The following is a 20,522-nucleotide window of genomic DNA, read 5'->3' on the forward strand; positions in this document are numbered from 1 at the left end:
AGCGATAAAGTGATAACTCATCTTAGACAAAATACAACCATCATAAGGGCATTCGACATTACTCGGCAAGTCTGAATGTGAGATTTGTTAGAAAAGCAGTGAGTTTCTTTGTACAAACAATCGATGTAAATCAATGGTATTGCTGATAAATCTCAAAGGCGGTATTTGATATTCTATTAATTACTAGGTAACTATCCTGCTCTTTTTCAGGGTGTCGCATTATCAGTGTTCATAGAATAGAGTGATATGCACCTAGTGCGATTTGGCACAAAAAAACCCTGCTAGGCTATAATAGTAAACGCTCAGCAGGTTTCGTCAGTTTTACGAAATTCTTAGGTGGCATGAGTGATATCGGGGTTTGCTTTCTCAAAAACCTGATGGCTATCATAAAGATAATGATGATACCGTTTCAAAAAATTTATTTACTAAATGCTCTTAGCCAATCATCCAATCCCTCGATATCAAATGCTTGTGCGCCGTAACCCATATCAAGCAATTCATCAGGTAGATATTCATCAAACTTTTCGATCATTTTGTTAGGAACAGTTGTGGCAAGCTCAGTGGCAGTCGGTAGCGGGCGCTGAGCGATTTTTTGTAAAAACGGATAGACTTGAGCAGAACTGGTTTTGAGTACGCAAATAACCCCAGCGTAACTCTCAACCGTAAATCCATGTTGTAACAGTAGCGCTACCAACGTATTAACCACGCTATCGCCGCGCCACATAAATATATAGCAACTACCGTCTTTATTGACGAGTGATTGATGGCTTAAATCATACCTTTCAAACGTTTTGATACTGTCTAAAAACAACTGCTTTGCGACTGTATCGGTAAAATCTATGTACTCGCTACCAACCTGAATTCGGTAGTCTTTTTTGTTCAATATACCAATCATCTCCTGGCGAACTTTGTCATGTATGGACATACTGCTATCACCAAATGTTGGTGGCTTGCCCCCGCCTTTGACTTTGATGACATCAACGATTTTTTTCTCAACATCAATGTCTTTGACCTGCCAGCGTATGCCACCAAAAATAATATATTGATCGGGCAATATCATGGTATCAATGGGCAATGTTCCCAGCGTCTTATTGCCAGCCACGATACGGTATTCTTCTGGGGTCTTAAACACGGCATAAAAAGTATAATGACTGACGATACGCTCTCCCATCACGCCTAGTACGAGTTGATTGTTGCCCAATTGGATAAGCAATTGCGCTGCTCCCATTTGAATGAGCAGCAACTTAAAGTGTGCAGGCTGTACCTTTTGAAAAGGACCTTGGTTACACAATAGCACGTATATTTGGTCAGCACGAATGCCGCCCCACTGTCCCACTAGGGCAAGCACTTGATGCAATAATGTTGAAAAATGATATAAAGACGTGTTGGCAGGCTCAAACCACTTGTCAGTAATGAGTAGCCTTATCATGGCAAGAGACTGAATCAACTCAAGCCGCAAGTCATCGATTAGGCTGCTATTCTTATTAATCTCATGCTCGGTGATCAGCATTCTAAGTACCGCTGAGCCGCCGCGTCTGCCTGAGCGTCCAAGCCGCTGGCGAAGGCTTGCAACTGAATGTGGGGCGGTGACTTGAATGACGGTGTCAACCTTACCAATATCAATACCAAGCTCTAAAGTCATGGTGCAAACGGCAGTGGTTGGCAGTGCCTCTTTTTGTAGGCGTGTCTCTAAGCTTTCTCTTAGCTCTTTTGAGAGCGAGCCATGATGCGGAAAGAACTCATTAGGCACGGTGTTGTACTCACACAGATCACTCAGTCCTGCGGCAATCAGCTCGGTACGCGCGCGACTGTTAGCAAATACCAGATGATTGCCACCGCGGCACAATCGATATAGATCAGCGCAGACTTTTGTCTCAGCAGTGTCAAGAACATCGATACCTTCAAAGACGTGATATTCAGAATCCGCCTGTTCTTGATTCGTGTTAAGTGTTAATTGGCTGGGCTGAACATAGCCCTTTACCTGAACTTTGGCACTAGCACGGGCATTACTGTCTTCTATGATGGTGCAAGGCAGCGACTGGTTGGGTCTGAGTGACCGCGGTACGCTTTGCAGCTCTCCTAAGGTGGCACTCAATGCCACTCGCGGGATGGGCGAGGTGATACGATCGGTCACATGTTCAAGCCTTGTCAATAACGACAATAAGTGCTGACCGCGCGCGCCTCCCAAAAAAGCATGAAACTCATCAATCACAATGTATTGTAAGTTGCTAAATGCTTGTTTGACCCAGCCCATATCACGCACAAGCAGCGACTCAAGTGATTCAGGCGTGATCAAAATAATGCCGGATGGTGATTTTTTTTGCTGTCTTTTTTGACCTAAAGGACTGTCACCATGCCAAGGCGTCACTTGCAAATCAAGCAGCTCAGCCAAGCTTTCAAGCCTGCGATACTGATCGTTAATCAATGCTTTGAGCGGGCTGATATATAAGATACCAACGCCATTATCACGTTTATCTGAGCGCATAAGCGCACTACAGGCAGGCAAGAAAAACGCTTCCGTTTTGCCCGCTGCCGTCGCTGCACTGATCAATACATCCGTATCACCTGATAAAATGGGCGCTATCGCTTGGGCTTGAACGTCACGCAACCCTTGCCAGCCCTGATTAAATATCCAGCGCTGTACCTGATAATCAAGCTGAAAATGCGCGTCTCTCAAAAGTTATTTCTCTTATTTTTATGAGTATTATCGAAAGCCTATAGTTTAAAATCAGCCAATTCATCCTCTGCATCCATCCCGCTCATATCGATATCCATATCAGACGGATGTTCTGGATCAATGGCGACCGCGCTTATGAGCTGATCCCAAGAGACGTCTGGATTTTGATCAATGACGGCAAGCATGTCCAAAAACGCCTTAATCGTATTGCGAGGTGTTCTGAAATAAGCGTCACCAATGGTTTGGCTACAATGCTGCAAAAAAGCTTGCAAGGACTCATCTGGTACTAAGTATTTGGTTTCATCGCCACCTGCATAAACGTGACGCAGATTTTTGAGTAAAATATATAACTCTTCTGGCGTAAGGCTCGCTAAATGCAGCGCAGGGGACGTGTAATCAATCACTCCTGCCCGCTTGGCAAAGCTATTGTCTGCAAGCCGTGTTTGTAGCGCATCATAGCTGTAGAGTCCTTTACGCGGATCAAGTAAAAATTCCGGCGTACCGCCTAACAAAAACCCCAAATGGGCGGCTGACCCTTGCAAGCAGTCGTTTAAAATACGTAGGATTTGCTCGTAATTGGCTTGACGAGCTTGGGTGCTATTGAGCTTATATAAATTGACCATCTCATCTAGATTGACCAATAAGCCTTGATAACCCGCTTGACGTACAAACAGACTCATAATCTTTAGCGCGTCATAAAATGAGGCGTCAGAGATGATCGTACGCACGCCCAGATCGCGTCTGGCATCGGTTTTGGTTGAGTACTCTGCCCGTAACCAACGAATGGCATTGGCTTTTAGCGCATCATCGCCTGATTCGTGACCTTGCCAATACGCTTCAATCACTTTAGCAAAATCATAACCGCCCACCAGTTCTGTCAGCTCAGCCAACTTATCTTGAATTACCTCACCAATGGTTTCATCCGTGCTATCAGCGCGTTTGCGAGCTTCGGTAATAAAGCGCTCGACAACGCTTGCAAGCGCATTGCCGTCTGATTTATTACGCGTCGATAGGTTACGCATGAGCTCAGAATATAAGTGTCTTGCTTGCCCGCTTGATGCTTGAATGCGTCTGTCAGGTGATAAGTCAGCGTTTACTGTGACAAGCTTACGCTCAAGCGCAATCGCTCTTACCACACTCAAAAAAAAGGTTTTGCCTGACCCATACTCACCAATAATCAACCGAAAGGCAGAACCACCATCCGCCACGCGATCAATATCATCGATCAGCGCTTTGAGCTCATGAATACGCCCCACTTGAATATGCTGAATACCGACCTTTGGGGTCACCCCAGCCTTCAGCGATTGAATGATGGCATCGCGCTCTTTGGTTCTGATTTTTTTGCTTGTCATGGCTTATCCTTACGCTGTCATTACATTGTTATTATCGTTATCGTCAGAATTATCGTGACTGTCTGTCAGACCAGTGTTTTTAATTCATCGACGATTTCAAAATCAATTACAAGGTTATCATCATCGTCTAACACAGGCGCATCAACATTATCAAAAGCCCAGTCATTAATAGTCTCAATAGCCCCATTAACCATAAGGTTTAGTGACTCACACAAGACTTCAGCCTCTTCACGCTGCCAAACCTCTTTGCTAATAAGCTGCTGATAAAGCTGACTGTGCGTGGTATCTAACCCTTTTACTAAAGTATTATGAGCGATGTCGTCATGAGTATCGTCATGGTCAGCTACGAGCGAATCTGACAATACATCACTGTCTTCATCTGCTATGTCCTCATCTGCAAATATGCTTGCCAGCATGGCTTTGGCATCCCCAGTATCGCTCTCATAAGCGGCTAATAATTCTTTATCAAAAACAAACGGCTGATGTGAGCTGTCTTTATCAGTTGTACTTATAGCGTCACCCATAATATCTGTTTTTTGATCTGACACAGTTGTGGTTTTTGATAGCTTTTTGGTGCTGGTGATGTGATGAATATCACTAATGACGGTTTGCTTATCAATACCTAACACCTGATATAGCTTTTCAATTTGCTTAACTTGGTTTGGTTTTACCTGACCATCTGCTAAGGCAACGCTAATAATAAAATGGCTGATAAAGCTGACGTAATCCTCACTTAAAGCGCTAAGTTTTGATTTTAATCCTGCCATATTGGATGGCGTGTTTAATCGCCACAGTAGATATGCCTTTAATGATGACTTTTCAATGCTTGACAGTGACTGGTCCTGCTCGGTAATTGTCAATAGCGTATCTACTTCTTGCTTATCAACATGACCATCTATAGTGGCAACCATTGCTCCTAATCTGAGCGCTAAGCTGATTTGATAAAAAGCGGCGCTTGGCTCAAAGTCATGACCGTGACCGCCGCGAAATATAACGACATACCCATCCGACTTTAGCTTAGCCTGATAATAACGCGGATCAGGTACGACACCAAAGCCTACCCGCTCGGCTAAATTAATAATACGCTCATGATGTTTTTTGGTTAATGACCGAGGCAACGCATGGGATGATGCAGGCGCGTTGGATGACCGCTCATGAATACAACGCCACAATGCATCAACTGTCGTCAGTCCTTCATTGTTTAAAACAATAGACACCGCCCATAGCTTAAAGTCTTTTATGGCAGGGTATTTGTTTTGATAATCTGGTCGCTCAGTCAATACCTCTGGCAATAGCAATATGGCATCTATGTCCATTTTGTCGTTATTATCATGACCCAAATAGCGACTATAAGCATCTAACGCCTCATTGCATTGCTCAGCAATAGCCGTCAATTTTTTAACCGGTGCTTTTAAAACACTGGCATCTTGCAAGTCATCAAGCGTTAGATCAACATAACCAATGGCACGACTGGCAGCATTATAGTTTAATTTTAATTTGGTTTTATTAGGGGCAACCATAAAGCCCTTGGGATAGGCTTTTTGATATAAAATATCAAACAAGTCTTTGAACTCTGATGCGCAGCGCCTTGCAGGCGTTTTAAAATGATACTCATTAGAAAAAACCAGCCACTCCCACGCCAATGTCGTAGGAATAGGCTGCCTTAAAGTTACGATTTTTGCCAATTGCATTTTAAAGATGAGATTATGGCTGTTGGCAGGTGGCGGTGACACTTGGTTGGCTTGTAATCGGTCTTCGAATAGTGGTGAGCGCACCAGCGTCATAAACTCTAAAAGACGGGCGGAATAATTATAAAAAGAGGACTTCTCGCCATAAATCGTATGCAAACGATACACTTCATTATAGAGGCTAATGAACTCATCGTCAGAAACATTATCTTCACTGATACTTTCAATCACGCGGCGCTCAAGCCCGTTAAAGTAAATAAACACGTAACCGATGGGTATATTAGGATGGGTACGATCTGACGCCAACCAGTCTAAATAAGTGCCGCGGCATGCGGGTGAAAGCTGCACATAAGCTGGCCAGTATCCAAGCGACTCATCACTATAAATGGTGGTCATGCTATGTATGAATTTCGGCGGACTGACTGATAAGCGCTCATCTATTAATGAGGGCTCAATACCATAGCCGACCAATGTATCAAGCTGCGCACCCACATAAATAAATCCCCGTTCAATTGTGCGACCATGAATCGTTATGGACTCGTACTGAGTGACCCAGCGTCCTTTTTTGAGGTTTTGATTTGAGGGTATAATTTGGTCATTTTGACGGCTTGTTAAGTCGTCTGATGAGAGGACAAACGTCGCTAGGTTATCGATATCATCTGAGTCACTGTTATCGTATTGGCTCGTACGACTTGACTGTTTTATATCAGGCGGCAAATCGATAAAAGTGGTCTTTGTATCATTGTCCTTGGCATCGTATTTTTCTTTAAACCGTGCCATGACGTTATCAATGAAGTTTTTCATTATCTATGAAGCCCATTATAAAAAACAAAGAATCAACTATAGTTTTAGTATTTTAAGAAACTCATGCTCTGTAATAATACTGATATCACTACCTTCTGCTATCAGCGCCTCAGACTTGCGCTGTTTACTGCTTTTGTCATGTCCATTTAGTACGGCTAAGTCGGGCGTTCCCACAACCAAGTAATCAAGCTTTTTGGACACACCTGCCTTAACATGAAATCCTTGCTTTGCAGCAATCTCAGTAATTTCAGCCCGCTTTATGGACAGCTCACCTGTAAAACAAATATTTAGTCCAAAAAACCGCCCCTCTTTATTGCCTGCTATCGCTCGATTTTGAGGGAATCGCGGCGGCGTGCGTTTGGTGTTTGCTTGAGATGAGGCGTCTTGTAACCACTCTGTAATGCAGGCGCTATTTTCTCTAAGAATCGTAGTTGTCACAAAACCGCATGCCTTAGCGTCTTCTAAGGCGTCATGATGGTTAAAATCATATCGCCACTCGCGGCACACATTGGCAAGGTTATATCCTGAATCCTTAAAGCGCTGACAAGTATCACGTACCATGCGTGAGGCGTCCACCCATTGCCAAGAAGGTAGCGGTAAATTATGATCATCTAAGCATTTGGTTATCGCTCTTTGATCAAAATCGGTGTAACTGACCACCATATTGTTCCCAACAAACTGAATGATATTGCCATAAATATCAAACATAGACGGCGCGTCTTTAACTTGTATGGTATCGATACCGTGAATGCCTGTATTTACTCGACTAAAGCTAGACGCTGGTCTGATAAAATGACAGTAAGTATCTACCAGCTTACCCTTGATATATTTCGCCATTCCTATTTGGCAAATAGAGCCGACATCTGAGTTAGCAGTTTCCACATCAATAGTCACGAAATTCATCATCTATCCTTGCACAAATGGTATGTAATATATCTGAATCGCTAATAACAGTAAACTAAAATTGACATCCCAACCTATCTGATTGATAAATATGAATAGAGCTCTATTGAAACTCTGACGATAGCCTTGCGACATCTTCTTGCTTCACAAGCGCTATACTTTAAAGGGTTAAAACTATATTTTAATATTTTCCGCATGATTCATGACACTAAAGATGAGTGCTAGAGCAATATAATTTGCTGTCAACTTATTACTTATATACACCATCATTCATATTTGAGTCTTTAAATGCTATAATAGCACTTAAACATCCAATTATGAGCGATTAACATAATATGCGATTTGATTTTTATACGCCAAGTGAGATAGCTGTCATTTTGGGTGAGCGCCTAAAAACGCAGCGATTGGTACTCAATCTAACCCAAGCTACTCTAGCAGAAAAAGCAGGTGTTGGTGTCAGTACAGTGGCTCGCATTGAGTCGGGACAAGGTGGCACGCTAGATAATGTAATCCGGCTTGCCATTGCACTTGGTATGATTAATCATTTTGCCGAATTGTTTGACATCAAACCTAGCAGTATTGAAGACATTATCGCTAAACAAAACCCACGCCTGCGAGCATCAAATAAAGCTAGCGAGTAACGCTATGTACCAACCAATATCTGTTATTAATGTCTATTATAAAGGCTTTGGATCTAAGCGTCTTATCGGTCAGCTCACAATGGACGGACGCCGCCCTGTATTTGGCTATGATGCGGCGTGGATTGCTGATGGTTTAGAGATATCGCCTATCGAGATGCCACTACGCAGTGCGCCTTATTATGGCAGTCATGCGTCCAGTCATTATCTTTGCGGTCTGTTGTCAGATAGCTTGCCTGATGGTTGGGGCATGCTGCTGATGGATAGGTTTTTTCGGAAGGTTATGGACAAACCTATACAGCAAATTAATGTTTTAGATCGCTTGGCTTATATTGGCGATTCAGCCATGGGCGCCCTGAGCTTTGAACCTGAGCATGACTTATCTGATGCTATTGATATGCCGGAGCTGACTTTAGCGAAGCTTGCGGCTGCCAATCAAACCATTCTATCGGGTCAAGACAGTGACATATTGGCTGAGCTTATCGTTATTGGCGGCTCCCCTCAGGGCGCTAGACCAAAAGCGTTGGTTTTATATGATGAGGCAAGTGATTTTATCACTACTGATTTAACCCGCGCAAACCCACCGGCAACACCTTGGCTTATCAAGTTCCCTGCTCAGTCTGAGCACAAAAGCGTCTGTCTATTAGAAGCGCTTTACGCTGATATGGCAAAACAAGCAGGTCTTAACATGCCAGCGCATCACTATTTTGATATTAATAACGACTATGCCGCGTTTGGGGTTGAGCGTTTTGACCGAATAGGCGATCAGCGCGTGCATACTCATACGCTGGCAGGCTTATTAGACATTGATTTTCGCATCCCATCGCTAGATTATCTGCAGTATTTGCGCTGTGTGCGTATGTTAACTGGGTCACAAGCCGCGGTAGAAGACGGTTTTAGGCATGCGGTATTTAATGTGATTTTTAATAATAAAGACGACCATAGCAAAAACTTCTCTTTTATGATGGACAAAGCTGGCAGGTGGTCATTAGCGCCCGTTTATGATCTTGCTTATAACTCAGGAATGAATGGTTATCATCAAATGGATGTGACAGGTGAAGCGAAGCACCCTACTCGATCTGACTTACTGAAACTGGCTAAAGCAGCTGATATTAAGAAAAATAAAGCTCAAGCAATGATTGATCAAGTAGCATCAGTCGCTGAAGCGTTTTTAACTATCATTGACAACTATGATATTGAAAAAGAGTTATCAAATAAGGTCGCTTGTGATATAAAAGATAACATTGAGCGGATGGCAAGTTGATGGCGTTATATAAGTTGTTAAATTTGTTGTTAAAAATAATACAAAAGCCTATAAAACCCTTATTTTAAAAGACTTTAATTGATATAGTCGTTGCGTGGTGGGCGCACCAACCATTGTATTTAGACATAACCTCGCATTACTTTAGACCCTTGAAAACCTTATCATACCTAAGCTTTAGTCTTTATTAAACACTTGTCATAAGCTATTTGATTCGGTCATCAATTAACATATCTAATCCTTTATCGGCTTTAAAAAGGTGATATTTTGTCAACTAGCGTCAATAATCGCGTTTAACAGCAGAGGCTATATAGATAAACGATTTATAAGCTCAGCACATTTTTCTCTTAAGGTATCCCGAAGCAATCTTACTGCAGGTGTTATCGACTGCCTGCTTGGGCAAATTAGCCAAAGCTCATTTTGCTTTGCTTGATAGTCAGTCATGATAGGAATCAGTCTACCTGCTAATATATCGTTAGATAGATCCAAACAAGACTTTACCGCAAGCCCTTTGCCTTCAATACACCAATGCTTAACCAGATCGCCATCATTAGACGCTCGGTTGCCATTCATTTTTACTTTATGTATTTGTTTATCTTTGGTGAACTCCCAAACATCATGAGTCTTATCGTACAGCTGATAAAACAGGGCATTGTGCGCTGGTAGCTCATGCGGGTGTTGAGGTATGCCATGCTCTTCTAAATACTCGGGCGATGCGCAAAGCAGGCCTTGCGTATCACATATCTTAAAGCCATAAAATCCAGCATCTTTGGGTGAGCCATAGCGTAATGCCATATCTACAGAGTCGCGATAAAAGTCGATCTGACTATCACTCAAGTTCACTCTCAAGCTTAAATTTGGATGCTTGTCTAATAACTCATCAAGCCATGGAGTGACAACGTTACGTCCTAGATCAGAAGGTAGGGTGATTCGCAGCTCACCATCAACGACGTCGAGGTCTTCTTTTATATTTTGCCGCGCTTGTTCAAGCAGTAACAGAGCTTTTTCACATTCCGGTATATAGCGCTCTCCTGCACTCGATAGCCGTAACTGCCGCGTCGTTCGGATAAATATTTCAGCACCTAACGCTTTTTCGACCCGTTTGAGTGCCGCACTAGCAGTGGCCGCGCGCATGTCCAGATGCGTTGCCGCAGCTGTGATACTGCGGTGTTCGGCGATTTTTAAAATAACTTCAAGATCGGATAACAACATATTTTCAATTCTTATTTGATAATGTATCAAATATTACCCTGTTTATTATGCAATAAGCCAGCGTTATGATAGTAGCTACTTAACTAATTGGTGTCATATTATGAAAGCATTTGTCGTCAAAAAAAGCGAAGATAAAAAATTCTCAAGCAGCATACAAGAGGTTCCTGTACCTCAATGCGGCGAAAATGAAGTGGTCATAAAGGCCACTTATTCTTCCCTAAATTATAAGGATGCCTTAAGTTCTATAGGTAATCCTGGCGTGACCAGAAAATTCCCACATATCACAGGTATCGATGTGGCAGGCGTGGTACATGAAACCACTTCTGATGCCTTTGCTATCGGCGAAAAAGTGCTAGTGACGGGTTATGATTTGGGCATGGATACCGATGGCGGTCATGCAGAGTTTGTCAAAGTTCCAGCCTCATGGGTTGCAAGAGTACCGATAGAAATGACTGACAAAGACATCATGACTTTTGGCACGGCAGGACTGACTGCAGCTTTGAGCGTTAATGAGCTGATAAATAATGGTGTCAAGCCTGAAGATGGCGAGGTTTTAGTAACTGGGGCGACAGGCGGCGTCGGTTCTATAGCGGTTTCAATACTGAGTAAAATAGGCTTTAATGTCGTTGCAGTGTCAGGAAAACAGACGCAAATAGAGTACTTAAAGCAAATTGGTGCCACAGAAGTTATTCTCAGACAAGCCTTTAATGAGGACGCCAAAAAGCCAATGATGGCTGAGAGATATGCTGGAGTAGTTGATACGGTTGGCGGTGATATCTTAGCCAATGCTTTAAAATATATAAAATATGATGGTGTCGCGACCTGTTGTGGTTTGACCGCTTCCCATGAATTAAATACTAACGTATTTCCATTTATTTTACGAGGTGTCAGATTAATCGGTATTGACTCTGTCGAGTGCAATCTGGACAAGAAGCAAGCGGCTTGGGATAAACTCGCTGATGAATGGAAGGTGGAGGCACTAGCGAGTATCACCAATGAGATTGCGCTTGAAGATATCAAAGCAACTTATCAGTTGATGCTAGAGGGACAGTCCGTTGGTCGCTATGTGGTCAAGATTTTATAAGCGTTTGTGATTATCAATATAGAGAATGAGTCGATCCAGTATAGTCAGGAGAGACTCACCTTTTAGGAACGGCTCTTTTAAGACGCTATTCTTCAACATTTTAATAAAATAACTTATAACGTTGATCTCATAATAATAGTGCGTTCACTAAGACTCAGAATAGGTAGTTGCTGTATATCAAATGCTAGTAATTCAGATTTATATTGTTTATCTGTATTACTGGCAACATCTAAATAACTGTCTTCACCACTCAAGTCATTATAGCTATTCCATTGCTTCTCATCATCAGAATTCACAGTAATTGAGCTAGGTTCAAATACTTGTGACATCATAGGTAATATGGCAAAAGTTGAGGTTACTGGTGCTATGAATAATGCTGAGCCTAAACAAAATAATCGTACTTTAGTGCTAAACATACTAAAATAATTTCTCATGATAATACTCCTTGTTGTAATATTCATAGTAGGTGCTGATTTGAATATTTAGTTTTAAAACTAAGAGCTATAACTCCCAGACCCTAATCTGCGACCCTCACCTGTTTTGAGCATTCGATTCATCTCAACTTTTTTCTTGACACTCTCGTATTTTGATCGATGATATTTCTGTTGATCACTATTTTTAGAATGGCTACTCTTATGCGTATCAGATGCCTCGTTACTTAGATTTATTGATTCAGATTCTTTGGTAGTTACTTGATGAGCCGCTACTGATGTAGGGTAATGTGTCATATCATTAGCAGCAGCATTTGCAGGGTTAATTATCGTAAAAATTGTAGATACCGCTAACATCACACCAAGAGCAAAATTTTTTAGAGTTGGCAATATTAAAACAACTGCAATATTCTCTACTAGCGATATAAAAAAGCTTACTGCTATACTCTTCATGATAACTCCTTTTACATTTAGAGCTGCTGTGAACAGTTATAACCTAACTGCCTGAATCGATAGGTGAAATATTGAAGCGATCCCATACCCCATCAAGAAAGTATATTCACTTTCTACGTTACGGAGATTTATGAAACTTTAAGAAAGGTAACGATTGCTGCTATATTCTATATTATTAGCTTTTATAAACATAAAAAACCAACCTAATAAGGCTGGTTCGTTATACAAAGTGTTTATCACTCATTCCTCTATGTTTTATAACGTCTATCTTTGATCGACTTTTTTCTGAGCAGTAAAGTGTTTAGGAGAGCCATTCTTAGCCTTGACATGTACGTTCTTATGCTGAGCGGAAGTAGATTTTTTGACAGGCTCAGGCTTTGAGTGCTGCTTAGTTATTTTATGCTTTGAGGCAGCGACTTGCTTAGCTTTTACTTGCTTAGCATTAGCTTTCTCTTTTTGATTCTGAACTTGAGAGGAGTGCGTTTCTGTTTTATGACTAGCTGCACTAGCCGGACTGAGCATCGCAAAACAGCTAGAAGTCGCTATAACTAAACTGATCATTAATTTTTTCATCATTATTTCTTTTTGGCTTTATATTCAATAATTCGACCTTGTCGTAGGTAACAATGTCGTAGTTACCAATGCTTTGATTACAAAGGAGAGTATAAATAATAATGGGGTTGCGTATATTTATGAAACTTTAAGAAAGGTGACATTTGTTACTTTACCAGTATTTAAAAAAAACTCTTCTTATAGCACTATTCCTCTAAATATAGGTCTGCACAATTTACTCTAACAAAGTCAAAAGTTTTACCTATCATTTTGCCACCATTGACCTTGTTTAAAGGTCAGACTTAAATGATGATTGTTTTTATCATTAAGCACATACTTAGAGCTTGACAGCTGATCAGATAAAAAGACAACGGTCATCTTATTGCCATGTAAATCTTTAAAAAACGTATTGCTCAGCTCAATAGATTCAATTGTTTTAGGAACTCCCTGAGCTTTGGCCATAAACTGGGTGCCATGACCCAATTGCACAATCGGATTGGTTATGGCAATGTGCTGATCATTGACAACAAGCGTCAGCGAATCCACAAAATGCTTGCGCGCTAAGTCTTCAAACTGCTCAGCTGTCTGATACGCCTCTTTTGAGTAAGTCTGATTAATTTGCGCCTCAACCCCTGTCAAGGCGCCGTTCAGCTGCACTAGGTACTCGCCGCTAGCCGATTTAGATAGGATAAGCGTCGCTGTGTTCGGATCATGGGCTGAGGAATTAAGACTCGTTAAACTAAGACCTAACGCTACTAGGTATGTAATAGCCTTTGGTGAAATTTTAATCTGCGGTAGGCTAGTTTTTAGTCTATTCGTTGGTAACCTAATGATTAATAGCATAGACACCCCGTAGTCCATTGATAAAGTTATTATTACCCGCTTTATCGACATGATAGTGATAGCCGCGCACGCTATCTTCGTGTCCACGCGCCGCATCAAGGTCAGTATATTCATTGCTTTCAGCACCAGCATTGGTATCTGTATTGGCATATAAACCATACCCATCAAGGGCGTAGCCGATCATTGGCGCGTGTCCATCATCCTGAGCAATAGCAGTAGTCATGCCTGTCGCGGCATGATAATGGTAACCTGCATTAGGGTTGATATGACCACCTGCATCATCAAAGGGAGCTATAGTATAGGCTGCTAATATATTACTCACAGGCGCTGGCGCGTCAAAGCGTACGCCATTAAAGGCTATTCCCCGTACTGATGGACCAGTTGCGTGCGGGCCTGGCCCGCCAAATTTAGTGATAGTAGCAGCGGGTTTTGGAGTGACTGGAATATAAAAAGTTTCGCTTAAGTCTGTGACATATTCAGGCAAACACTCAACGCAGTAGTTACGATATTCTGCGCCGACATTAGGATTGGCAGTAGCCACACATTCCTCAAGCGTTGAGGTTTTTATGATCTCACCTGTAGTTTTGTTATACATATTCCAGTTGCTATCACCATAAAATTCAGCCAAGTTTTGAATAAATTTGCCATCGACATCATAGACCTCTCCATTCTCTAACCAAATGCCGCCCTTTGAGGCATCATCGGCGATATTGCTCGGGCACCAAGGCCCCATGCCGACATCGCTTGGCGTATTCTTGGTGACGATTTTGTAGCAGTCACCCGTACTGCCATCTGATAATGAGCAAGATACCGTACTGATTGGCTCAACTAATCCTTTTTCTAAAAAGTAAGCGGGTTGCACGGATTGTGCTATGGCGTTTAGATCTATAATCGGAACACTAGTATTTGTATTGGTATTAGTCACCTCACTACTACAAGCTGATAAACCAATCGAGGCGATAGCTAGTGTTAAACAAGTTAAGCTGAGTGTAACGGCATGACGTTGCATTACCATATCCTTATGATGATAATTTATAGCATTGTTTAATTGGCGTTTGACTCACTCTCACCTGGGGTAAACCCACCAAAAGCATTGCGTAGCTTATGTGTAATCGTTGCAAGTTGAATCGCGTTTTCAGTTCCAATGGCAGCCTCTATCTCCTGATCCATCTGCCTCCATACCTGATAAATCTGCTTCAACAAACTGCTTCCATGTTCAGAGAGCTTAAGCACATTACTACGTAGCTCTTGCGCATCGACGCGCTTTTCTATCAGGCCTGCTGCCAACAGTCGAGTGGTCATGGTGCTCATACTGGCGGCAGATAAGCCAAATTCGTCAGCCAATTGTACTTGCGACGCTTGTCCCATCCTGCCCAGTGCATCTAATACTCGTGCCTGACGCGGCGTGATCTCTAAAGGCGCAAGCTTGATGCGCAAGCGCTCTTCAATAAGATGGCCACAGTGCAAAAAGAAATGGAACGGATAAGGTTGGTTTGGCATATGACTCATAATACAGTTAGTATATTAATTATTAGCATGCTAATAATTAATAGCTATTGTAAAGTAAATATTTAAAAGTTTTACTGTCAGATAATCATTGAAAAGCCCTACTATCGATATGATAGTAGGGTTATGTCAGACTTATAGATTTAACTTATCAAAAATGCATTTGTAAATAAACAATATTAAGCACCACTGCGGCTATGGCCTCTGTCGCCTCTACCTCTATTCTCACCTTGCTCACCGCGCTCTGCTCGCATCTGCTGCAATTGTGCGCGCTGATCCGCAGTCAATACTTTAGCGATCGCTTGTTGGCTTTGAACCCTATCGATAAAACGCTGCTTGGCCTGCTGGGCATGTTGATCTGCTAAGCGATTTAAGGCGACCGTATCGAGCGTATTGGCATTTGATAAGGCTTGTACTTGCTCGCGCATCTGCTCTCGCTGAGCTTGGTTTTGCGCGCGGTTGTTATCACGCTCCGCCTTTTTATTTTCTCTGATAGCTTCAATTTGAGCTTGCTGCGTAGCTGTCAGATTGAGCTGTGCTAATGGCCCTCTAGTTGCAGACATACTGCCTTTGTGATGTTGCATCTGGGATGCGCGCGGCGTTTGATTGTCTGGTGCGGCACTGGCAATGCCAGCCATTCCTAATAAAGTTGACGCTGATAATAGGGTGGCGATGGTTAAATTTTTCATTATGATTTCCTTTTGGAATGAATGTTAAAGTTATGAGGGCTTGCTCAATTTACAGTCTTGCGAATCATTGTCAGCTCCGTGATAAAACAAGGTTCTATCGACAAGACAAATCATAATACAAAGGCATGTTGCGTAGATTTATGAAACTTTAAGAAAGGTTACGATTGTCACTACTGATATCTTTAGTTAAGCGCCAAAAACTTCACCCAGTCCACCGAGCTACATTGGTTTTATTTACTTCCACTACTGCTGATATTACTTAGCATCACGAACTAATAGAACATAGTTCTTAGTCATGACCAAATCAGTAGCATTTTCAGAAGCCATATCATAATCAGCAGGATGACCAGATTTTGGATCACTACGCTGTGCGCCTGCGCCATGCCAGTCGTAATACGTTGTCGCACTTGAGTTCTTTTTGCTAAAGGCTTTACCAAAAGAGATATAATCCGCCGTGTACTTAAAGTCGCCTTGGGTCGTATTAGTCCATACCCACGTTGGGTCAGCCACAGTATTGTCAGCACTTAGCGTAAAAAACTGCGTATCAATAGCAGGAAACTCACCTACTTCTCCCCCATAGTCCACAATACTTTGCAGCTCTTTAGTATTTGGCAGCCGCCAGTCATCATAACCTGCCAGCTTGGCATTTTTGGCGACGATCAGAGCGTCTTGCCATGAGTATCTCATCTCATCATCTGCTTGCTGCCACATCAGTCCAGTGGCATTGTCAGTTACCGTGCCATCGTTATTGGTCACAAAATCGTTGACGCCATAGACGTTTTCTGGGGCCCGTACGCAGCGTACAAAGTTGCCTGGCGCTTGCACTGTTTTGTTGTCTGTACCAAAGACATAACCTGTCTCATACGCTTTGATATGACCATCCGCAAAGTTAAAGCCAAACGCGGCATCGACGTTTTCGCTATTATGCAGCGGCCCGCGCGTGTATTTGGTACTTGACCAGTACTGCCCGATATAAGCCATGCGTTGATCGTATTTAAAGTCAAAATAGTCGGTATCAATATAAGGGGTGTTCTTGCTATTGTCGCTTGGGTCAACCAGCTCACCGCGAAAATCAGCGAGCGAATACAGCTCTTTGATAGTAGGCAGTCGCCAGTCATCATAACCGCCTACCGCTAGATTGGCACAGTAGTTGACAGCATCATCGTGCTGATAGTGTTGATAATCGGGTGTTTTTTGCCACATCAAGTGCGTTACGTTATCTGTCACCGTGCCATCTTGATTATTAGTATAAGACGCTTTGACACCCTCAAATTGAGCATCTTGCCCATACAGTGCATCACTCAAATCAGGGCAAGTAATCGCCGTGCCTTCGTTATCAAAGCAAAGCTGCTGCTGAGTGTCGATAATTGGATAGCTAAAGTCTGTCTCGATTAAGGATTGCGAATTGGTATTCGCCTGATTACTATTGTCACTTAATGGCTGAGAGCTATGACTACACGCACTCAATAGCCCGATGACGCTAATGCTTAACAGTGTACCTACCCATTTTCTAGACTGTTGGAAGTTATGACACTTATCGTTTAAATTTTGGCTTATCATAGGTAGCTGTCCTTGTTAGCGTTTTATAGTTGCTTCTAAATAAAATTGTCATGTATTTTATTAACCAGCAAGGCCGACAAAAATTTTCTGGCGTGCTGTGCCTACGCAGTTTCGATGCTGCAAAAATTTCTATCAGCCTTGCTATAACATTTTTATAGTGAACCGACTATACTTTATTTAGGTTTTATAAAAAGTAAATGATTGAAGGATAAATGCCAAATAGTTATTCCTTTGGCGGCTTCATCGGATAAAGCATGCGTTTGAGTACAATGTCTTTACGAATAAAGTGATGATACAGCGCCGCGCCCGCGTGAACCGCGATTAATACCCATACAAAATAAGCACCGCCTTGTTTATGGATAAAATCCATAGGCGCTTCAAACTGCTCCCATGTCAGATTCATCCAACCTTGCACAACCGTTTGAAATATTTGCGTATCAGCAAATTTAGGGATTTCAAATAAAAAGAACAGCTGCGAGGGACCGCCTGTGCCAAGATAGCCCGTAAGCGGGATAACAATCATTACGATATATAATAATATATGAGCGCCATGTGCTGCTAAGTGCTCCATCTTAGTGCCTGGCACGTCTTTGGGCTGCTGGTTCATGAATTTCCAAATGATTCGCAGCACAACAAACACTAAGACAGAAACCCCAATCGCGGTATGAAACGAAAATAATGATTTTGCCAGGTCGGTTTTGGGCGTTACAAACCAGTGTTGATAATAAATGATGACATAATTACCAATAAAAGCGAGCGCGACAATCCAGTGGAATATGATGGCTATCAAACCATAGCTGTATTTTGTATTTTTTAAAGCAATAGTAGACATAACTTATACTCAGTTTGGTAGCGATGACGCTGCTAGTTTTGGAAATACTAAAAAAACTTGTTGTCTTTTCTGTTAATGTCTCGAATGATTAATTAAGTGCCATGTTCGATTTATAATTTTGCAGTTTATTGCTAATCTTTTGATAAATGTATCTCTATCGACAAAACAAATGATACTGCAAAGGCATGTTGCGTAGATTTATGAAACTTTAAGAAAGGTTACGATTGACGCCATTAGGCTCTTATCTCTTGTAAACTGACTTTATGCACTGAATGTGTGGAATGCTCTGATGGCTTTGTTGGATGTGGTTTCGTTGGATGTGATTTTATTAAATTTAGCTTCGTTGAATTTAGTAGTATGAGCGACGCACAAAAACAGTATGCTAATAAGCGATCTTTTATCAAAAACTTAGGACTAGCTGATGACCCATATTTTGCTTGGCGACGATGACGAAGAGCTGACTCAATTACTGCAAGAGTACTTGTCTAATTATGAGGTCAGCTGTGATTGTGTCTATGATGGCGAGCAAGTGCTAGAGCGCTTGCAAGATACCGCTTATGAGTATGATCTGCTCGTACTCGATATTATGATGCCCAAAATAGATGGGCTTAGCGTATTGCGTCAGCTGCCAGCCACTCGTCAAATCCCTGTGATTATGTTGACGGCAAAAGGCGATGAGATTGATCGTATTATTGGTCTTGAGCTTGGCGCTGATGATTATATTGCCAAACCTTTTAACCCTAGAGAATTGCTGGCACGTATCAACGCCGTTATTAAGCGCACCACCATGCCAACCATAAATGCCCCTACTCTCACTCATGAGCGCTTAACTCTAGATCAAGATCATCGTATCTGCACCATCGATGGTACTCCTCTACAAGTGACCGGTACTGAGTTTGATTTATTAGTGGCACTGCTACAGCACCAAGGTGAGGTTGTCAGCAAAGAGTGGCTATCGCAAACCGTACTACAGCGTGAGCTACAGCCCTTTGATCGTAGCCTTGATGTGCATGTCTCGCGCCTGCGCAAAAAACTTCAGCCCTTTCATGATGAGCCTATTAAGGCTATTCGTGGTAGAGGCTATCAGTTGGTGTTGTGATAAATAATTATGATAAATAATTTGGATCAAAAATCAGATAAAAAGCGCAAAGTTATTCCTTCACTACCCCTATTTTGGCGACTTTTTTTAAGTCTATTATTGCTGTTGCTATTAACGTCAGTGATATCGGTCGCCATAGAGAGAGGGATAAACGCGCAAGCACTAGAATCACGGATGGCGATGCAAGTGGCGCACCTAGTCACTGTGCGTCAAGAGGTAATACAGACACTCAAGGCAGGTGACTATGACGGGGTACGACAAATCTATCGCAATGAGCGTGGTCTTCGTGATCAGATTATTATCGTTGATGAACACGGCGCGCCCTTATACTCACGCTTTATACCGTCAATAAGGCGAAATAACAGGCCAACCGAGGCAGACAATAACCGCACCTTGCTACCCAACCCAATGATTCAAGAGGTGGTGCCAAGTACGGACAATTATCCTGAGCTGCAGGATATATCTGTCACCACACCTGATAGCTATACTTATACTGTGCAACTACAACCGCGCCTGCCGCTGCCCGATCTTATCGCCTTACAAAGAACTCATTTTCCGGTGCGCTTTGGTATTATTTTACTGTTTAGTCTATTGGCTTGTTACTGGTTTAGCCGTGCTTTATCTAAACGTATTCGTCAGGTTCAGTTTAGGGTGCATCGTATGAGCGCAGGTGATTATTTGGCGGGTGATGATTTATCTAATCTTGGGGATGATGAATTGGGTGCTTTGGCAAAAGATGTTGCAGACTTGTCTAATAGACTGGCTGATAGCGAGATGTCCCGTAAGCAAATGCTTAGCGACATCTCTCATGAGCTGCGCTCGCCACTAGCACGCCTTGAGGTGGCAACTGAGCTGACTCGTGACTATGCACCTAATGCGACGCATTATCTTGACCGTATCCAAAAAGAGTCCACTCGCATGAATGAACTGATTGGGCA

General features: G+C 42.3%; 19 protein-coding genes. 5 read left to right on the forward strand and 14 right to left on the reverse strand.

Annotated elements, in window-relative coordinates; all coding sequences use genetic code 11:
- Positions 1-418: 418 nt before the first annotated feature.
- The 4 genes from ACS8E3_RS12685 to ACS8E3_RS12700 form a co-directional block, all read right to left on the reverse strand.
- On the reverse strand, positions 419-2,677 hold the full coding sequence (locus ACS8E3_RS12685) for a DEAD/DEAH box helicase (RefSeq protein ID WP_439244661.1): 2,259 nt from the start codon (positions 2,675-2,677) through the stop codon (positions 419-421).
- 38 nt (positions 2,678-2,715) lie between these two features.
- Positions 2,716-4,029, reverse strand: a complete 1,314-nt coding sequence (locus ACS8E3_RS12690) for an ATP-binding protein (protein WP_439244663.1) — start codon at positions 4,027-4,029, stop codon at positions 2,716-2,718.
- A 65-nt stretch (positions 4,030-4,094) separates the two neighbouring features.
- Complete coding sequence (locus ACS8E3_RS12695; protein ID WP_439244665.1) at positions 4,095-6,521, reverse strand: tellurite resistance TerB family protein; 2,427 nt, start codon at positions 6,519-6,521, stop codon at positions 4,095-4,097.
- Positions 6,522-6,557: 36 nt separating this feature from the next.
- Positions 6,558-7,424: an exonuclease domain-containing protein gene (locus ACS8E3_RS12700; RefSeq protein WP_439244667.1), complete on the reverse strand. Its 867-nt coding sequence runs from the start codon at positions 7,422-7,424 to the stop codon at positions 6,558-6,560.
- Between the two features lie 335 nt (positions 7,425-7,759).
- Between ACS8E3_RS12700 and ACS8E3_RS12705 the strand changes: the two genes are divergently transcribed.
- Together ACS8E3_RS12705 and ACS8E3_RS12710 are read left to right on the forward strand one after the other, a co-directional pair.
- Complete coding sequence (locus ACS8E3_RS12705) at positions 7,760-8,065, forward strand: helix-turn-helix domain-containing protein (protein ID WP_192520902.1); 306 nt, start codon at positions 7,760-7,762, stop codon at positions 8,063-8,065.
- Positions 8,066-8,069: 4 nt separating this feature from the next.
- A complete protein-coding gene (locus ACS8E3_RS12710; protein WP_198337077.1) occupies positions 8,070-9,326 on the forward strand; it encodes a type II toxin-antitoxin system HipA family toxin in 1,257 nt (418 codons plus the stop codon).
- 303 nt (positions 9,327-9,629) lie between these two features.
- Here the strand turns inward: ACS8E3_RS12710 and ACS8E3_RS12715 are convergent, their stop codons facing one another.
- Entirely contained in the window at positions 9,630-10,535 is a 906-nt protein-coding gene (locus tag ACS8E3_RS12715) for a LysR family transcriptional regulator (protein ID WP_439244670.1), read from the reverse strand.
- Between the two features lie 100 nt (positions 10,536-10,635).
- On the opposite strand from ACS8E3_RS12715, the gene ACS8E3_RS12720 reads away from it, so the two are divergent.
- Complete coding sequence (locus ACS8E3_RS12720) at positions 10,636-11,619, forward strand: YhdH/YhfP family quinone oxidoreductase (RefSeq protein ID WP_439244672.1); 984 nt, start codon at positions 10,636-10,638, stop codon at positions 11,617-11,619.
- A 113-nt stretch (positions 11,620-11,732) separates the two neighbouring features.
- Here the strand turns inward: ACS8E3_RS12720 and ACS8E3_RS12725 are convergent, their stop codons facing one another.
- From ACS8E3_RS12725 to ACS8E3_RS12765, 9 genes are all read right to left on the reverse strand, one after another.
- Positions 11,733-12,053 carry a hypothetical protein gene (locus ACS8E3_RS12725; protein WP_439244674.1) on the reverse strand — a complete coding sequence of 107 codons (321 nt, stop codon included), beginning with the start codon at positions 12,051-12,053 and terminating at the stop codon, positions 11,733-11,735.
- Positions 12,054-12,113: 60 nt separating this feature from the next.
- Positions 12,114-12,503 (reverse strand): hypothetical protein, encoded by a 390-nt coding sequence (locus ACS8E3_RS12730; protein ID WP_439244676.1) that lies wholly within the window; start codon positions 12,501-12,503, stop codon positions 12,114-12,116.
- Positions 12,504-12,767: 264 nt separating this feature from the next.
- Positions 12,768-13,076: a hypothetical protein gene (locus ACS8E3_RS12735; protein WP_439244678.1), complete on the reverse strand. Its 309-nt coding sequence runs from the start codon at positions 13,074-13,076 to the stop codon at positions 12,768-12,770.
- Positions 13,077-13,313: 237 nt separating this feature from the next.
- Complete coding sequence (locus tag ACS8E3_RS12740) at positions 13,314-13,904, reverse strand: hypothetical protein (RefSeq protein ID WP_439244680.1); 591 nt, start codon at positions 13,902-13,904, stop codon at positions 13,314-13,316.
- Positions 13,882-14,907, reverse strand: a complete 1,026-nt coding sequence (locus tag ACS8E3_RS12745) for a YHYH protein (RefSeq protein WP_439244682.1) — start codon at positions 14,905-14,907, stop codon at positions 13,882-13,884. The genes ACS8E3_RS12740 and ACS8E3_RS12745 overlap by 23 nt, the downstream gene beginning before the upstream one ends.
- Positions 14,908-14,942: 35 nt before the next feature.
- Positions 14,943-15,398 carry a MarR family winged helix-turn-helix transcriptional regulator gene (locus tag ACS8E3_RS12750; protein ID WP_439244684.1) on the reverse strand — a complete coding sequence of 152 codons (456 nt, stop codon included), beginning with the start codon at positions 15,396-15,398 and terminating at the stop codon, positions 14,943-14,945.
- Positions 15,399-15,583: 185 nt separating this feature from the next.
- Positions 15,584-16,093 (reverse strand): Spy/CpxP family protein refolding chaperone, encoded by a 510-nt coding sequence (locus ACS8E3_RS12755; protein WP_439244687.1) that lies wholly within the window; start codon positions 16,091-16,093, stop codon positions 15,584-15,586.
- Positions 16,094-16,348: 255 nt separating this feature from the next.
- Complete coding sequence (locus ACS8E3_RS12760; RefSeq protein WP_439244690.1) at positions 16,349-17,653, reverse strand: Lcl C-terminal domain-containing protein; 1,305 nt, start codon at positions 17,651-17,653, stop codon at positions 16,349-16,351.
- Between the two features lie 223 nt (positions 17,654-17,876).
- Positions 17,877-18,485: a cytochrome b gene (locus tag ACS8E3_RS12765; RefSeq protein WP_439244691.1), complete on the reverse strand. Its 609-nt coding sequence runs from the start codon at positions 18,483-18,485 to the stop codon at positions 17,877-17,879.
- Positions 18,486-18,906: 421 nt separating this feature from the next.
- Here ACS8E3_RS12765 and ACS8E3_RS12770 point away from each other — a divergent pair, with 421 nt between their 5' ends.
- Together ACS8E3_RS12770 and ACS8E3_RS12775 are read left to right on the forward strand one after the other, a co-directional pair.
- The gene (locus ACS8E3_RS12770) at positions 18,907-19,584 is read left to right on the forward strand and encodes a response regulator (protein ID WP_439244692.1); all 678 of its coding nucleotides are present in this window, start codon (positions 18,907-18,909) and stop codon (positions 19,582-19,584) included.
- 9 nt (positions 19,585-19,593) lie between these two features.
- On the forward strand, positions 19,594-20,522 hold a 929-nt coding region (locus tag ACS8E3_RS12775), incomplete at its 3' end, for a histidine kinase dimerization/phospho-acceptor domain-containing protein (protein ID WP_439244694.1).

This window comes from Psychrobacter sp. 2Y5, assembly GCF_051847375.1.
GTDB lineage: Bacteria > Pseudomonadota > Gammaproteobacteria > Pseudomonadales > Moraxellaceae > Psychrobacter.

What these genes read in the sequence shown, in the direction of transcription:
- ACS8E3_RS12690 (WP_439244663.1), bottom strand. Translation starts at nt 4,029, where the DNA reads ATGACAAGCAAAAAAATCAGAACCAAAGAGCGCGATGCCATCATTCAA.
- ACS8E3_RS12695 (WP_439244665.1), bottom strand. Translation starts at nt 6,521, where the DNA reads ATGAAAAACTTCATTGATAACGTCATGGCACGGTTTAAAGAAAAATAC.
- ACS8E3_RS12700 (WP_439244667.1), bottom strand. Translation starts at nt 7,424, where the DNA reads ATGAATTTCGTGACTATTGATGTGGAAACTGCTAACTCAGATGTCGGC.
- ACS8E3_RS12705 (WP_192520902.1), top strand. Translation starts at nt 7,760, where the DNA reads ATGCGATTTGATTTTTATACGCCAAGTGAGATAGCTGTCATTTTGGGT.
- ACS8E3_RS12710 (WP_198337077.1), top strand. Translation starts at nt 8,070, where the DNA reads ATGTACCAACCAATATCTGTTATTAATGTCTATTATAAAGGCTTTGGA.
- ACS8E3_RS12715 (WP_439244670.1), bottom strand. Translation starts at nt 10,535, where the DNA reads ATGTTGTTATCCGATCTTGAAGTTATTTTAAAAATCGCCGAACACCGC.
- ACS8E3_RS12720 (WP_439244672.1), top strand. Translation starts at nt 10,636, where the DNA reads ATGAAAGCATTTGTCGTCAAAAAAAGCGAAGATAAAAAATTCTCAAGC.
- ACS8E3_RS12725 (WP_439244674.1), bottom strand. Translation starts at nt 12,053, where the DNA reads ATGAGAAATTATTTTAGTATGTTTAGCACTAAAGTACGATTATTTTGT.
- ACS8E3_RS12730 (WP_439244676.1), bottom strand. Translation starts at nt 12,503, where the DNA reads ATGAAGAGTATAGCAGTAAGCTTTTTTATATCGCTAGTAGAGAATATT.
- ACS8E3_RS12735 (WP_439244678.1), bottom strand. Translation starts at nt 13,076, where the DNA reads ATGAAAAAATTAATGATCAGTTTAGTTATAGCGACTTCTAGCTGTTTT.
- ACS8E3_RS12745 (WP_439244682.1), bottom strand. Translation starts at nt 14,907, where the DNA reads ATGCAACGTCATGCCGTTACACTCAGCTTAACTTGTTTAACACTAGCT.
- ACS8E3_RS12750 (WP_439244684.1), bottom strand. Translation starts at nt 15,398, where the DNA reads ATGCCAAACCAACCTTATCCGTTCCATTTCTTTTTGCACTGTGGCCAT.
- ACS8E3_RS12755 (WP_439244687.1), bottom strand. Translation starts at nt 16,093, where the DNA reads ATGAAAAATTTAACCATCGCCACCCTATTATCAGCGTCAACTTTATTA.
- ACS8E3_RS12760 (WP_439244690.1), bottom strand. Translation starts at nt 17,653, where the DNA reads ATGATAAGCCAAAATTTAAACGATAAGTGTCATAACTTCCAACAGTCT.
- ACS8E3_RS12765 (WP_439244691.1), bottom strand. Translation starts at nt 18,485, where the DNA reads ATGTCTACTATTGCTTTAAAAAATACAAAATACAGCTATGGTTTGATA.
- ACS8E3_RS12770 (WP_439244692.1), top strand. Translation starts at nt 18,907, where the DNA reads ATGACCCATATTTTGCTTGGCGACGATGACGAAGAGCTGACTCAATTA.